Here is a 14,579-nt window from a genome sequence, read left to right as displayed (position 1 = left end):
AGAACCAAGGAGCATGCTCATGAAACTGATGGTCAACGGCGAGGCGCGTGAGATTGCCGCCACCACGCTGGCCGAGTTGCTTGCCGCGCTCGACTATGAGGGCGATTGGCTCGCCACCGCCGTCAACAGCGACCTCGTGCACAAAGCCAACCGCGCGGAGTTCCAGTTGAGCGACGGCGACCGGATCGAAATCCTCTCGCCCATGCAGGGCGGCTAGCATGTTGGAGCTTTATGGAACCGAGCTTTCGTCGCGCCTGCTTCTCGGCACGGCTCAGTATCCTTCGCCGGCCATCCTTGCCGATGCAGTCAAGGCATCGGGCACGTCGGTGGTGACCGTCTCGTTGCGGCGTGAGATGGCGGGCGGTAGGGCCGGCGAACAATTCTGGTCGTTGATCCGCTCGCTGGGCGCCAGAATCCTGCCCAATACCGCCGGCTGCCTTTCCGTCAAGGAAGCCGTCACCACCGCGAAAATGGCGCGCGAGGTCTTCGGCACCAACTGGATCAAGCTCGAAGTGATTGGCAATCACGACACGCTACAGCCGGATGTGTTCGGTCTGGTTGAAGCCGCCCGCATCCTGTGCGAAGACGGTTTTGCGGTATTCCCTTACACCACCGACGACCTTATTGTCGCAGAGCGGCTGCTTGCGGCGGGCTGCAAGGTCTTGATGCCCTGGTGCGCACCGATCGGTTCCGCCCTCGGGCCGATCAACATCATGGCGCTGCGCTCGATGCGCGGATATTTCCCTGGCGTCCCGCTGATTGTGGATGCGGGGCTCGGACGGCCGTCGCACGCGGCCACCGTCATGGAACTCGGCTTTGACGCCGTGCTCCTGAACACAGCAGTCGCCAAGGCGGCATATCCGGTCGGCATGGCGCGTGCTTTCGGTAAGGCGGTCGAAGCCGGTCGTGAAGCCCACGCATCGGGTCTTCTCGAGCCGCGCGACGTCGCCGTGCCATCGACGCCGACGATCGGCAGGGCCGTTCTTTCATGAATCTCGATCCCTTCTACCTAATCGTCGACAGCGCCACCTGGATCGAAAGGTTGGCGCCGCTCGGCGTCAAGCTGGTTCAGCTTCGCATCAAAACGATGGATGAAACCGGGCTGCGCGCGGAGATCCGCAGGTCGAAGGCCTTGTGTGTCCAACACAAAAGCCAGCTCATCATCAATGATCATTGGCGGCTGGCGATCGAGGAAGGCTGCGACTTCGTTCATCTCGGCCAAGAGGATTTGCAGACCGCCGACCTCTCGCGGATAAGGGCGGCCGGTGTAAGGCTCGGACTGAGCACCCATGATGATATCGAACTGGAAACGGCTATGGCCGCCAGGCCCGACTATATCGCGCTCGGCCCCATCTATCCAACCATTCTGAAGAAGATGAAATGGGCGCCGCAAGGGGTCGAACGGATCAGCGGATGGAAGCGCCGGGTCGCACCGGTTCCTTTGGTCGCCATTGGTGGCCTCAACCCTGACCGACTCGACGGTGTCTTTGCGGCCGGTGCGGACAGCGCGGCGGTGGTCACCGACATCACATTGAATGCCGATCCCCAAGCGCGCACGCGAGAATGGATCGAAAAGACAGATCGATGGCGCTGAGGCGAGAACCGCATGTGCTTGTCGTCGGCGGATCCGACTCCAGCGGCGGAGCCGGAATTGCGCGCGACATCGAAACGATCTCTTCGATTGGCGTGCGGACATGCCTTGCGGTCACCGCGCTGACGGTGCAGACGCACGAAGCCGTCATGGAAATCCATCCTTCGCAACCCCGCCTGGTGGCCGATCAGATGCGCGCCGCGCTGCAAGCCAACGAGGTGGCTGCCGTCAAGATCGGCATGCTGGCGACGGCCGAGATCATCGTTGCCGTTGCCGCAGTGCTGCGCGAGAATCCGCAGGTGCCGGCGATACTGGACCCGGTGCTGGCCTCGACATCAGGCCGGACGCTTCTGGAAGCCGGCGCCACCGCCGTCATGAAGCGGAATCTGATGCCGCTTTGCCGCCTGGTCACACCCAACCTCATCGAGCTGGCGCTCCTGGTTGGCTCGGAACTGGCAGTGGATGACGACGGCGCACTGTTGCAAGGCCACGAATTGCTGGCGGCCGGAGCGCAGGCCCTGCTGATCAAGGGCGGCCATGCATCGGGACCTCGATCAACCGATATTCTGTTGCGCCACGATCAAGAACCAATCCGCTTCGACACACCGCGTCTGGCTACGTCGATGCGCGGGACGGGATGCATGCTGGCCAGTGCGATTGCGGCGCATATGGCGAATGCGAGCCCACTCGAAGACGGCGTGCGCGAAGGCAAGCTGTTTGTTTTCGGGAAACTGCAGAAGAATGCAGCCATGTGAGTGATCGCTTTTGCGCCGATCACTCGCAAGAGCTGGACTGGCGACCACGCTTGTCCAACGAAAACGAGTTCAGGAGCTTTGCAAGGACCGGAAGAGCTGTCCCCTTTTTTCGGCATCTGCGGAAAAGTCTTTCAGCCAAACCCGACTATTATGGTCTTCCTGTCGTATTTCTGAATGCCATTGCACGGTAGAGTGACTGGACTTCATCGCATTCGTGGCACGGGAAGGGCAGCCGGCCATCGTACAAGCTGAGGCACCACAAGACGGCGCAGACCGTCACGCTCTAAAGAAGACGTCACTTTCCAGGGGAATCTTCATCAGGGGTCCGGCAATCGGGAGGTTCGGCCGGGTGAATGGACGACGGCTATGACTCGCTCAGGAGATAGATGGCACGATCCGGGCCAGGCACCTGCACGGATCGCCTCCCAAAAATGGCAGGCCGGTCCCGGTACCGAGACGCCGTCTCGAGATTTTCGCGGCCGTGGTGGCTTCGCCGTCTGTCGACCGCAGGGCGATGGGTGTAGCAGATGAGTGTGCGCCTGCCAGCGAAAGGGCATAGCGGCCTCCGCAAAACGGCGGCGGCTATAAAAAGCGCACTCGATGCGAATTTCGTCACGACCACCGCCTGTCCTGACGATTTTGCGAACGGCCCGCCGTCCTCGCGCGTCCCGCTCCGTCAGACTGCTCGTCGGTAAGTCCACAGCTGTGCGGGCGGGATGTTGCGGACGACGAAATCATAGTGGGACACGACATAGCGGTCGGGCATTTTGATCACCGGCGACAACGGTCCGTAAGTGATCTGAATCACAGGTCTTCCAGCAGGAATGCGGGCCAGCAAATCCTCAAGCAGGCCGACACGCTGTTCCATTGGAAAGCTCAACAGCGGCACCGCACTTATCACACAGTCGAATTGCTCCCCGCGCCGCTCGGCAAGCACTTCCTCCAACGCGAACGCATCGCCCAATCGAAAATCCACGCCCGGAAAGGCTCGCGTCAGGCGCTCATAGAAATCCTTGGAATACTCGACCGAAACCAGTTGTTGCGGCTTGATGCCTCTTTCCAGGATTGCCTTGGTAATGACGCCGGTTCCGGCGCCAAGTTCAAGAACCGGCAATCCGGATGCCGGATCGATGACGCTTGCCATACGACGCGCGGCATGAACGGACGTTGGCATCAGCGCGCCCACTCGTTTCTTGTCCTTCTGCCAGCCCTTGAAGAATTGCACTTCTTCTTCGAACTTCCTGCCGAGGCGCTCCTTCAATCGAAACACCATATCCACTCCCTGCTCCGGCCATTTGTCTGGGTCATTTTGACGACGCACCTTTGTACAAGCCTTGCGGCATTCTCAATCATGCGGCATTGGCTGCCGCGAGCAGCTCGCCTTGGCGCTGCCCGGGCAGAACTCCAACGTTATCGATAAGCCGCGTCCCGCCAAGCCAGGCGGCGACGATTAGGTGGGCCGGTCGATCCGCGGCGGAAAGCGGTGACAGGTCATGGTCTGCCCGTAGCTCGAGATACTCGACCTCGTCGTAACCGGCAGCGAGGATCGCTTGCCTGGCCTCGGCAAGCACAAGCTCGGCTGGCAATCCTGCCGACAATCGCCCGGCCGAAGCCGACAGGACTTCGGCGAGCCTTGGCGCTGCTAAGCGCTGTTCGGCCGAAAGCCTGACATTGCGCGACGACATTGCCAGGCCGTCGGCTTCACGGACCGTTGGACATGCTACAATCTCGATTGGAATGTCGAGATCGCGGACGAGCCGGCGAACGACGTGCAGTTGCTGGAAATCCTTCTCGCCGAAGAAGGCGAGATCAGCACGCGTCTGTAGAAAGAGCTTGGCGACGACGGTTGCCACGCCGTCGAAATGGCCCGGACGGAACGCGCCGCACAGGCCATCGCTCACCCCACTGACTGAGATCGTGGTGGCGAAATCTTCCGGATACATGTCCGCTGCATTTGGCGCGTAGAGCAGATGAGCGCCGAGCGGCGCAAGCTTGGCGGCATCGTCATGCTCAGTGCGCGGGTAGGCCACGAGATCGGCCGCGCTGTTAAACTGTTTCGGGTTGACGAAGAGCGTCACGATAACCCGGTCCGCCTTGGCGAGCGCGGCACGCACCAGGCTCAGATGGCCTTCATGCAAGGCACCCATGGTCGGCACGACAGCGACCTTGAGGCCATTCTGCCGCCATGCGGCCACAGCCATGCGCAACTCGGCGACGGTTCGTGCGATCGGAATGCTCATGCGCCTTCTCCACCATTGACCGTCCTTGGCGCATCGCCGAACAGATGCTCGGCGGCTGGAAAGCGGCGGTCGCGCACTTCCTGCGCATAGACCGCAATCGCCTCCCCGGCGATCTCACTGAGTTCGGCATAGCGCTTGACGAATTTGGGCCGGAAGTCGCCGAAGATGCCCAACATGTCGTCGACGACGAGAATCTGCCCGTCACAGGCCGCCGAGGCGCCGATACCGATCGTCGGGATCGCTACCTCTGCGGTGATCCGGCCGGCGAGCACCTCCGGGACCTTCTCCAGCACCAGCGCGAATGCCCCCGCTTCGCTCACGGCAAGCGCGTCGGCCGCGACGCGCTCGGCATCACCGCCTCTGCCCTGCACGCGGTAGCCGCCGAAGGTATTGACCGCCTGAGGCGTCAAGCCGACATGGCCCATGACTGGCACGCCGCGTGCAGCCAGGAAGCGGATCGTCTCGGCCATTGCCTCGCCACCTTCGAGCTTGACCGCCGCGCAGCCGGTTTCCGTCATGACACGTGCAGCATTGCGGAAGGCTTGCTCGGGGCCTTCCTCGTAGGAGCCGAACGGCATGTCGACGAGCATCAGCGCCTGCTCGAGGCCGCGGCGCACGGCCTGGCCGTGCATGATCATCATCTCAAGCGTCACGCCCAGCGTCGACGGGAAGCCGTGCAGCACCATGCCGACGCTGTCGCCGACGAGAACAATGTCACAATGCTGATCAACGAGCTTTGCGATCGCGTGGTATAGGCCGTCAGGCAGACGAGCGGAGTGCCACCCTTCCGGGAACGAATATCCGGCGGTGTGATCGCCTTGGTGTTAGCAACCGCACTCAACAAGGGCTCCTTCCCCAACGTTACCAACTATGGGTGCCGCGTTTGGCACATTTTTGTGCAGGTGCGAAGAGTAAATTCGCGATTGCGAGAAGATGACGCGCCGACATTCATCGTCAGAACCAATCAAATCGGTTTAGCTGTTTCCGCAGCTATCTCTGCCAACTCCAGGCAGTTCGGGAGCCAAGGTCAACGAGCCAATACGGGTCAGTTCCTCGGCGTCGATGCGACGACGCCGTCACAATCGAAAATGACCAGTTCATGAGATTTCTGCTGCTTCATTGGTCACCCCCGGGAAAGGACCTGCGGGCGAGATTTCAACCACATTCCTGTCGCTGACCTCGAAACGGTGCACGAGCACGCCATCGTCGTCGATCAGCGCGACGTCAAAAGCCGGCGCATCCTCGACAAAGTCTGCGTCCCTGCGCGCGAAGTGCGGAATGATTTGATGCGCAACGCCGCGGATGGCGCTGAAGGGAATGCCGCTCCAGGTGCCGCCAACATCAACGTGCACATGGCCGTGAAAAATGTGCCGGACATTGCCGGCGGCGGCGATCGCCCGCATGAGCTCTTGCCAGTTCTGCATGTTCCAAGGCTCGAAATGCGGCAGGCCGATCGGCTGCAGCGGATGATGGGCGAAGAGATAGGCAGGCGTTTTCTGTTCCTCGGCCAAGCGCGCCAGCAGCCATTCGAGCCGGCCCTGATCCAAAGCACCATGACCGAAGCCTTCCACCAATGTATCGAGAAAAATGAGGCGCCCGGCAGTCCCGTCTTGGACCGACTGAATGAAGCCATTCGCATCGCGTGGCTCTTCAGGAAATGCGCGAATAAAATTCTCGCGCCTGTCGTGATTGCCGAGCAGAAGGCGGGCGGGCACCCGCAGTTCCTGCAGCGCCTCGCGCAACAGGACGTAGGAGGCGAAATCGCCCTCGTCGGTGAGATCGCCAGTCACGACGCAAAGCTCGGCGTCGGCATGATCGCGGCTGATGCGCTCAATGGTCTTGCGAAGCCGTTGGGCAGGATCGAAGCCGAAGAGCATGGCGCGTTACCCAATTGCCCCTCACAGTCGCTTTCGAGCGATTTCGGCTGAGAGCAGAATGAAGGTTGGGCGCCACGTGCGGCTCGACATGGTAGCAGCCGTACGCAGCCAATATGCTCGCCTCCTTGGTCTCCGACGCTATTTTTCTGCCGACGCATGCGCGAGCCTTCCCGCCGGTTCGAGGGGCCGCCGATCACTGCCGCGGGCCGAACGCGCTTGACAAGATAGGGCGCGTTCACGCGGCCTTGAAAGGCACTGCCTCGGCCTGTTCAGCGCCCGTCTCTAAAGAAACTGCATGACGCCGCGCTCCAAGCGTCTTGTGGGTAAATCTCTAGTCGTGACGATCATTGCAGTCGTCCGCGACCTTCGGCCTGTCGTTTACGGCAATTGCGTCGTCACCGCATCGATTAAAATTGTCCGTGCAAGCGAGCGAGCAAGTCACCGGGTTTGGCCTGACTTCACCAGCAAGGTTGTCATTAGCCGGTGAATTTAGCGACGGTTAAAATACGAGTTTTTCGAATTGACGGGCGTTAGTTTTCAAATGCTACCCGTGCTGCATGGACGGTGGTGGTAGAATATGCGCGGCCTGGGTTGGATTAGAAGGATACGGCAGGATGAAGCTCAGCAGATGCGAGATCGTATCGCTCTGTTAGAATGCGAACTGATCATTGCTGCCTCCTCCAGAGGCAAATCCAATTTGCTGAACGCAGGGCATGAGCTTCGTTCGCAGAAGGCTCGGTTGGAGCGCCTCGAACATTGCATAGCCTCGATGTCTAAACGGCCCTAGTGCTGCTCCCGAGGACCGCCTGCTGGTCAAGGACGGCGATGTGGTCGCAATTGGGGGCTATATCGGAAATGGGGCAGACACGCGACCATGCGCTCCCACGGAGCCTTTCCGGTCATAAGCATGGTCAAATTGCGCAACCCTACTCAACCTGAAAGCTGCCAACGCATAATGGAAGAGCAATCTCTTCCGGTTTTGCCGCACATTCAGGCGCGACACGTTGTGCGAACTGTGCGCCGGTCACAATTGCGAGAAATCGTCCCTTTATCGGACACGACCATCTACGAAATGGAGCAACGCGGCGAGTTCCCACGACGCTTCAATCTGACTCCCCGCTGTGTTGTTTGGGATCTAGCAGAGGTCGAGGCCTGGGTTCAGGCAAGGCGAAACGCCTCGTCTGCCGGGACTCTCGAAACCGCCCCAGGTCCAGACGTCCGGTCGCGCAAGACGAGGCCTGTCAAATCGGATCGAGAATGATTGCCGCCCCGGCAGCCGGCTGGAGTACGGGGGTGTGCTTCTTGCCCGCTGCCCAGGCCTCAACCATGTCGGCCCATTCCTGGAGCATATGACGGCGCTGCGGCTCATATTCAGCCTTGTTATAGACACCGCGCGAAGTGCGGCTGTCTTCGTGAGCAAGGCATTTCTCGATCCAGTCGCGATTGAATCCGATCTCGTTTAGGATTGTCGAGCCAGTCCGCCGTAGGTCGTGCACTGTAAAGGGCGCAAGCGGCATTTCTTGTCTTTTTGCGCGGTCGACAATGGCCATTGTGACACGATTGAAGGTGGCGCGCGACATGGGTTCGTCGGCGTCATAGCGAGATGGCAGCACATATCGGGAGTTCGCTGCGCAAGTCTTGAGCGCAATCAGGATATCGAGGGATTGGCGGGACAGGTAGACGTTATGCGGCTTTTTCCGTTTCATTCGCTCTTTGGGAATGCTCCACACAGCGTTCTCAAAATCGACCTCGTCCCAAGTCGCGTCCAGCAGCTCACCCTTCCGAACCATCGTGAGCAGGATCAGCTTTAGGCCCAGCCGTATCGTCGGCAATGTTGGCACATGTTCCAACTCAGTCAGCACGATGCGGATTTCTGCTGGGGACAATGCTCGGTCTTTTGCCTCGAACGTGGCGATCGAAGCCGGTCCTACCTCGTCCGCTGGATTGGCAATCTTCTCGCCGTGCAGAATGGCATGGCCATAGATTTGCTTAACAATATCCCGGACGTGAATGGCTGTTGCCGGCGCGCCACGGTCCCGCACCTTTGCGCAGAGCGCCCGCAAGTCGCCAGCTGTTACTTCTGTGAGGAGCCTTTTGTCCCAGATTGGCAAGATGTCTCGATCGAAGATGGCCTTGCGCATTGAGCGCGTGCTATCCGCCATCTTGGCCTCCTTAAACCAGGCCCGGCCGGCATCGCCGAAGGTGGCCATTGCAGATAGGCGCCGCTTTTTACGCTGCTTTTCATGCGCCGGCGATTGTCCGGTTGCCACCATTTTTCGGGCCGCAATGCAGCGGTCACGCGCCTCTGCTAGCGAGATGCCACCCTCACCATAGCGGCCCAGCGTGACTGTCTCTCGCCTTCCATTCATTCGGTAGTCGTAGCGGAACGAGATCTGCCCGGCCGTGGACACGGTGGCGTACATACCGTCACGATCAGCAACTTTGTATATTTTGTTTTTAGGTTTCAGCTTCTTAAGTGCAATGTCGGTGAGCATGGCGAGGGCAATCCGAGCGCGTGGCCGCATATTCAGCGCCCGATTTTACCGTCATCGATTGTACCGTCAAGGTTTGAAAATTTCTCTTGTAGTTCAATAGCTTACCTAAATTTTAGCTAGCCTTCTAGGAAATCAGGCGGTGACGGTATCGGTCTCGAGCGAGAATGATGAGGAAAGCGATACCGTCAGGTCTACCGCCAAATGATTCCGCTTGCGGGCGATAGTCAGCGATAGGAAAAGAGATGAAAAAGATTACATTTCAACATGTTAAGTGGCTGGCGCCGATAGCCACCAAATGCTGGCGAACGACCGAGCTTTATTCCCACTCAATTGTTCCAGGCGGCTTGGACGTCACGTCGTAGACGACGCGGTTGATGCCCCGTACCTCGTTGATGATACGGGTGGCGGCCGCGCCGAGGAACGCCATGTCGTAGTGGTAGAAATCGGCCGTCATGCCGTCGACGGAGGTCACGGCGCGCAGCGCGCAGACGAATTCGTAGGTGCGACCGTCGCCCATCACGCCGACGGTCTGCACCGGCAGAAGCACGGCGAAGGCCTGCCAGATGGCGTCGTAGAGGCCGGCCTTGCGGATCTCGTCGAGATAGATGGCGTCAGCCTCGCGCAGGATCTCCAGCTTCTCGCGGGTGATGCCGCCCGGGCAGCGGATGGCAAGGCCGGGACCCGGGAACGGATGGCGGCCGATGAAGCTCTCGGGCAGGCCGAGCTCCTTGCCCAGCGCCCTCACCTCGTCCTTGAACAGTTCGCGCAGCGGCTCGACCAGCTTCATGTTCATGCGCTCGGGCAGGCCGCCGACATTGTGGTGCGACTTGATCGTCACCGAAGGCCCGCCGGAGAAGGAGACGCTCTCGATGACGTCGGGATAGAGCGTGCCCTGCGCCAGGAAATCGGCGCCGCCGAGTTTCTTCGCCTTTTCCTCGAACACCTCGATGAACAGCCGGCCGATGGTCTTGCGCTTCTTCTCCGGATCGCTTTCGCCTTCGAGCGCCGTGATGAAGCGATCGGAGGCGTCGACCAGGATCAGCGGCAGGTTGTAGTGCTGGCGGAACATCTCCACCACACCTTTCGCCTCGTCCTTGCGCATCAGGCCGTGGTCGACCAGGATGCAGGTCAGCTGGTCGCCGACCGCCTCATGGATGAGGAGCGCCGCGACCGAGGAATCGACGCCCCCCGACAGCGCGCAAATCACCTTGCCCGTGCCGACCTGCTTGCGGATCGCCTCGACCGCCTGCTCGCGATAGGCAGCCATGCTCCAGCCCGTGGCGAGACCGGCGATATGGTGGACGAAGTTGCTCAGCAGCTTCGCGCCATCCGGGGTATGGACGACCTCGGGGTGGAACTGAACCGCGTAGAACTTGCGCGCCTCGTCGGCAATGGCGGCGAAGGGCGCGCCGGTGGAGGTGCCGACGATCTTGAAGCCGGCGGGAATGGCGGTGACGCGGTCGCCATGGCTCATCCAGACCTGGTGCCGCGTTCCCCTGGCCCAGACGCCGTCGAACAGCGCGCAATCGTCCTCGATCTCCAGGAAGGCCCGGCCGAACTCGCGATGATGGCCGGCCTCGACCTTGCCGCCGAGCTGGGCGCACATCGTCTGCTCGCCATAGCAGATGCCGAGCACCGGAATGCCGGCGGAAAAGACTTCGTCGGGCGCACGCGGCGAGCCGATGTCGACAGTCGAGTGCGGGCTGCCCGACAGGATGACGGCCTTCGGCCGGATGCGGCGGAAGCCCTCGGCTGCGGACTGGAACGGAACGATCTCGCAATAGACCCCGGCCTCGCGCACGCGCCGCGCAATCAGCTGCGTGACCTGGCTGCCGAAGTCGATGATGAGAACGGTATCGGGATGTGTCGTCATGGCGAGCCTTTAAAGAAAGAACCGATTCGGCGCAATGGCGGCGCGCTGCGGCTTTCGGTCCATTCAAGGCCTTTAAAGCGTGTCTGCCGAAAATGGGTCCGGTTTCGGGACAAAGACATGCTTGAAATCAAAGGCATGAAGCAGGTCGCGTGAATCTTTTTTCATGCGACCTGTTTTAGGTAAGGCGGATCGCGCCGGACGCAATCGCCTGCTCCAGCAGCCCTATTGCCGCGGCCAGCTTCTCGTCGATGACGTGAAGATATTCGGTCCAGTCGCCGACGTGCCTCAGATCGGCGGCGCCGTCGGAAATGCCGCGCAGGCCGATCAGCGGCACACCGAACAGCTGGCAGGCGCGCAGGCAGGCAAAGGTCTCCATGTCGACCATGTCGGCATCGATCGCGTCATAGGCGGCACCGGTGACGATCGCGCCGCCGGTCGACAGCGCAGCGCTCCTGATGCCGGGGATGACGAAGGGCAGCGGCTGCGTCGCCGGCAGGTCGAGGAACGGCGTGGCGCCTTTCTCGAAGCCCAGCGGCGAGGCGTCGATGTCGCGATAGCTCACCGATGCGGCCTGGTAGATTTCGGTCTGCTCAAGCGTGCGGCTTCCCGCGGAGCCCAGCGAGACGACGAGATCCGGCAGCGCGCCCTCGGCTTTCAGCGTCGCGAGCTCCGCGCCCAGCCGCACGGCGGCCTCGACCGGACCGACGCCGGTCATCAGCGGCGTGAAGAGTTCCTTCAGATGCGGGCCGTATTCGGCCTCGGCCGCCATGACGAAGAGAACGGATTTTTCTGCTATCCGCGCAACGGTTGCCATGGATCACCCCTCGATGCCGTCGCGGCCGACAACCGTCATCATGGTGCCGGTCATGGTGGCGATCAGCTTGGCCTCGCCGTCGGCGGCGAAGGCGTAGGCCTGGCCGTCGGCTACGATGATGGTGCGCCCAGGCTTGGTCACCGAACCGCGGAACAGGAAGCGCTCGCCCCTGCCCGGCGCGAGCAGGTTGACCTTGAACTCGATGGTCAGAACGCTGGAATTCTGCGGCAGCAGCGAGAACGCGGCATAGCCGCAAGCGGAGTCCAGCGCGGTCGAGATGACGCCGGCATGCAGGAAGCCGTGCTGCTGGGTGAGTGACGGCGCGTAAGGCATCTCGATCTCGATGATGCCGGGGGTGACCAGCGTCAGCTCCGCGCCGATGGTGGCCATCGCCTTCTGGCGGGCAAAGGAAGTCCTGACGCGATCCTCATAGTCGGGAGCGGGTACGATCTTGGCTGCCATGGCCTTCGCCTCACGTTTTGCTGGCGAAGCTTATTGCAGAGGCGGGCAGGACAGGCAATCTCTTATGTTGCAGCGCAGCAAAACGCCGGCTGCCCTCAGGCCACCTTGCGCAAGGCGTGGAAATAGAATCCATCGGTGCCGCTGAGTGCCGGCGACAGCGAGATGCCGCCGGCGTCGGCGATGCGGGCTTGGCCTTCATGGCCGGGGAAATGGCTGCCCCAGAGCTCTCGATGGTCGACCGGCGTGAAGTTGCCATGGCGCTCGCGGAAAGCCGCGACCTGCTCGCCGTTTTCGGCATCGAACACCGAGCAGGTGATGTAGACGAGCAGTCCGCCCGGCTTCACGAACGCCTGCGCCGTGTCGAGGATTGCCTGCTGCTCGCCCTTGCGGGCCTCGAGTTGTCTGTCGGTCAGCCGCCATTTGGCGTCGGGCCGCCGCCGCCAGGTGCCGCTGCCGGTGCAGGGCGCGTCGATCAGCACGATCTCCATATGCCCGGTGAGCGGCGCGAGCTCGGCGGGCTTGCTCACGACCTGGATGTTGCGGCCGTGCGCGCGGCGGATGCGCTCGAAGATCGGCGCCAGCCGCACCTTCTCCGCGTCATGAGCGAAGACCTGGCCGCGATTGTCCATCTCGGCCGAGAGCGCCAGCGTCTTGCCGCCGGCGCCGGCGCAATAGTCGAGCACCTGCATGCCAGGCTCGGCGCCGGCAAGCGCTGCGGCAAGCTGCGAGCCCTCGTCCTGAACCTCGAACCAGCCTTTCTGGAAGGCGGGCTCGGCCTGAACGTTCGGATGCCTGCCGTCGCCGTCGATCGGCGGGATGCGGACGCCGTGCGGCGCGATTGCCGCAGGTGCCGCACCCGTGCCCTGGAGTTCGGCCAGCACCTTGCCGCGGTCGGACAGCAAGGCATTGACCCGGAGGTCCAGCGGCGGACGCATCGCAAGAGCCGCCCCCTCCTCGACCCAGGCCTCGCCATAGGCCCGATCGAAGAGCGGCGCGCACCAGTCCGGAACATCGGCCCGCACGGCATCCGGCGCATCGGCAAGCCTGCGGCCGGCGGCCGCCTTTAGTTCGGCGGCGCTGAGCAGCGGCGGCGCGAACTTGTCGCCGTCGAGCGCGTCGTTCAGCGACTGCGCCGTCTGGCCCCATTCGAGCAGCAGCGCGCCGAAGCCGATGGCGCGCGGCGTGTCCTCGCCGAAGAGCCATGCGGCCGAGCGCTTGCGGCGCAACGCGTCGTAGACGATGTTGCCGATCGCCGCGCGGTCGCCGCCGCCGGCAAAGCGGTGCGACAGGCCCCAGTCGCGCAGGGCGTCGGCCACGGGCCGGTGGCGCCTGCCGATATCTTCCAGAACTTCGATGGCCGCAGCCAGCCTTCCGCCCAGTCGCATTCTCGCTTCCGTCAACCGTTGCTTCGAGCCCTGCTCTTAGAGCCTTTCCTGCTCCGATTGAAACATTTCTGTTGCGGCGAGGCCAAAAGCGACCCGTCCATGGCCATCCCCTGGACGACAGACGAAACGCTTTTCGAAACAGTCGGCCACCAGCGGAACCAAGAACAAATCGACCGGAACATGAAAGTTCTCTAATGTTTTGACTGGCGTCTACAAGCAAGCGGTGTGGCTTAACCACTCAGCTTTCCAAGTTTTCCGGGTGGGAATACTCTCTCGCCTGTGATTCGCGGCGCGGAAAACGCGGTTTGACGGATCCCTATGAGGAGAGGGCAATGAAGACTTATCTGGCAGAAGTTCTAGGGACGTTTTTGTTGGTGTTCATCGGCACGGCCTCCGTGGTCACGGGCGGCTTCGGCGGCGCGCTGCCGCTCGGGCAGGAGGGCATCGGCCTGGCGTTCGGCATCGGCCTGATCGCCGCGGCCTATGCGATCGGCCCGATCTCGGGCGCGCATCTCAATCCGGCGGTGACGCTCGGCGTGTTCCTTGCCGGACGGATGCCGGCCAAGGATGTCGTCCCTTACTGGATCGCGCAGATCATCGGCGCCATCATCGCTTCGCTGGCGCTGTGGATCATCGTCACCGGCCAGGCCGGCGGCCACACCGGCGGCTTCGGCGCCAATGGCTGGGACGAGGCGAAATGGGGCATGAGCTCTGCCTTCCTGTGGGAGCTGATCGGCACCTTCACCTTCGTCACCGTCATCCTCGGCGTCACCAACGCCAAGCATACGACGGCCTTTGCCGGCCTGGTCATCGGCCTGACGCTGGCAGGGATCCACTTCGCCATGATCCCGGTCACCGGCACCTCGGTCAACCCGGCGCGCTCGATCGGCCCGGCGCTGTTTTCGGGCGGCGCGGCGCTCGGCCAGCTTTGGCTTTTCATTTTCGCGCCGCTGATCGGCGGAGCGATCGCCGGCGTCGTCGCCAAGGCAGGCATCTTCGAAAAAGACTGATCCTCGAAGCTCTGAATCAAAAAGGCGCGGGCATGAACCGCGCCTTTTTTACTTGGGAGGATGAGCCCTTTACTTCG

The 14,579-nt window shown here is 61.9% G+C and carries 14 protein-coding genes and 1 pseudogene; 6 read left to right on the top strand and 9 right to left on the bottom strand.

The window, feature by feature from the left end:
- Positions 1 to 19 precede the first annotated feature (19 nt).
- From thiS to EN874_RS20605, 4 genes are read left to right on the top strand one after another with little or no spacing between them, the layout of a single operon-like run.
- A complete protein-coding gene (gene thiS, locus EN874_RS20620; protein ID WP_024504260.1) occupies positions 20 to 217 on the top strand; it encodes a sulfur carrier protein ThiS in 198 nt (65 codons plus the stop codon).
- A gap of 1 nt (position 218) precedes the next feature.
- A complete protein-coding gene (locus EN874_RS20615) occupies positions 219 to 992 on the top strand; it encodes a thiazole synthase (RefSeq protein ID WP_126101881.1) in 774 nt (257 codons plus the stop codon).
- A complete protein-coding gene (locus tag EN874_RS20610; RefSeq protein ID WP_126101882.1) occupies positions 989 to 1,594 on the top strand; it encodes a thiamine phosphate synthase in 606 nt (201 codons plus the stop codon). The genes EN874_RS20615 and EN874_RS20610 overlap by 4 nt, the downstream gene beginning before the upstream one ends.
- Entirely contained in the window at positions 1,585 to 2,346 is a 762-nt protein-coding gene (locus tag EN874_RS20605) for a hydroxymethylpyrimidine/phosphomethylpyrimidine kinase (protein WP_126101883.1), read from the top strand. Before EN874_RS20610 ends, EN874_RS20605 begins: the two co-directional genes overlap by 10 nt.
- A gap of 676 nt (positions 2,347 to 3,022) precedes the next feature.
- Here the strand turns inward: EN874_RS20605 and pmtA are convergent.
- The 4 genes and pseudogenes from pmtA to EN874_RS20585 form a co-directional block, all read right to left on the bottom strand.
- On the bottom strand, positions 3,023 to 3,619 hold the full coding sequence (gene pmtA / locus EN874_RS20600; RefSeq protein ID WP_126102846.1) for a phospholipid N-methyltransferase PmtA: 597 nt from the start codon (positions 3,617 to 3,619) through the stop codon (positions 3,023 to 3,025).
- Between the two features lie 76 nt (positions 3,620 to 3,695).
- Positions 3,696 to 4,586, bottom strand: a complete 891-nt coding sequence (panC, locus tag EN874_RS20595; protein ID WP_126101884.1) for a pantoate--beta-alanine ligase — start codon at positions 4,584 to 4,586, stop codon at positions 3,696 to 3,698.
- A pseudogene (panB, locus tag EN874_RS20590) lies at positions 4,583 to 5,427 on the bottom strand (3-methyl-2-oxobutanoate hydroxymethyltransferase). The gene panC and the pseudogene panB overlap by 4 nt, the downstream one beginning before the upstream one ends.
- Positions 5,428 to 5,683: 256 nt before the next feature.
- Positions 5,684 to 6,463, bottom strand: a complete 780-nt coding sequence (locus EN874_RS20585; RefSeq protein ID WP_126101885.1) for a phosphodiesterase — start codon at positions 6,461 to 6,463, stop codon at positions 5,684 to 5,686.
- Positions 6,464 to 7,418: 955 nt separating this feature from the next.
- On the opposite strand from EN874_RS20585, the gene EN874_RS20575 reads away from it, so the two are divergent.
- Complete coding sequence (locus tag EN874_RS20575) at positions 7,419 to 7,724, top strand: AlpA family phage regulatory protein (RefSeq protein ID WP_348628167.1); 306 nt, start codon at positions 7,419 to 7,421, stop codon at positions 7,722 to 7,724.
- Here EN874_RS20575 and EN874_RS20570 read toward each other — a convergent pair.
- From EN874_RS20570 to EN874_RS20550, 5 genes are all read right to left on the bottom strand, one after another.
- Positions 7,705 to 8,958 (bottom strand): site-specific integrase, encoded by a 1,254-nt coding sequence (locus tag EN874_RS20570; protein WP_126101887.1) that lies wholly within the window; start codon positions 8,956 to 8,958, stop codon positions 7,705 to 7,707. The two genes, EN874_RS20575 and EN874_RS20570, sit on opposite strands and share 20 nt — an antisense overlap.
- Positions 8,959 to 9,274: 316 nt before the next feature.
- The gene (gene guaA, locus EN874_RS20565; protein ID WP_127426483.1) at positions 9,275 to 10,831 is read right to left on the bottom strand and encodes a glutamine-hydrolyzing GMP synthase; all 1,557 of its coding nucleotides are present in this window, start codon (positions 10,829 to 10,831) and stop codon (positions 9,275 to 9,277) included.
- A gap of 175 nt (positions 10,832 to 11,006) precedes the next feature.
- Complete coding sequence (locus tag EN874_RS20560) at positions 11,007 to 11,645, bottom strand: 5'-methylthioadenosine/S-adenosylhomocysteine nucleosidase (protein WP_127426484.1); 639 nt, start codon at positions 11,643 to 11,645, stop codon at positions 11,007 to 11,009.
- Between the two features lie 3 nt (positions 11,646 to 11,648).
- Positions 11,649 to 12,107: a PaaI family thioesterase gene (locus EN874_RS20555; RefSeq protein WP_126085700.1), complete on the bottom strand. Its 459-nt coding sequence runs from the start codon at positions 12,105 to 12,107 to the stop codon at positions 11,649 to 11,651.
- Between the two features lie 95 nt (positions 12,108 to 12,202).
- Positions 12,203 to 13,492 carry an RsmB/NOP family class I SAM-dependent RNA methyltransferase gene (locus tag EN874_RS20550; protein ID WP_127426485.1) on the bottom strand — a complete coding sequence of 430 codons (1,290 nt, stop codon included), beginning with the start codon at positions 13,490 to 13,492 and terminating at the stop codon, positions 12,203 to 12,205.
- Positions 13,493 to 13,824: 332 nt separating this feature from the next.
- Between EN874_RS20550 and EN874_RS20545 the strand changes: the two genes are divergently transcribed.
- Positions 13,825 to 14,502 carry an MIP family channel protein gene (locus EN874_RS20545; RefSeq protein WP_127426486.1) on the top strand — a complete coding sequence of 226 codons (678 nt, stop codon included), beginning with the start codon at positions 13,825 to 13,827 and terminating at the stop codon, positions 14,500 to 14,502.
- Positions 14,503 to 14,579 lie beyond the last annotated feature (77 nt).

This window comes from Mesorhizobium sp. M1D.F.Ca.ET.231.01.1.1, assembly GCF_003999155.2.
Lineage (GTDB): Bacteria > Pseudomonadota > Alphaproteobacteria > Rhizobiales > Rhizobiaceae > Mesorhizobium.
Note: the sequence above shows the minus strand (reverse complement) of the source record. Positions and strands in the feature narration are given on the sequence as shown.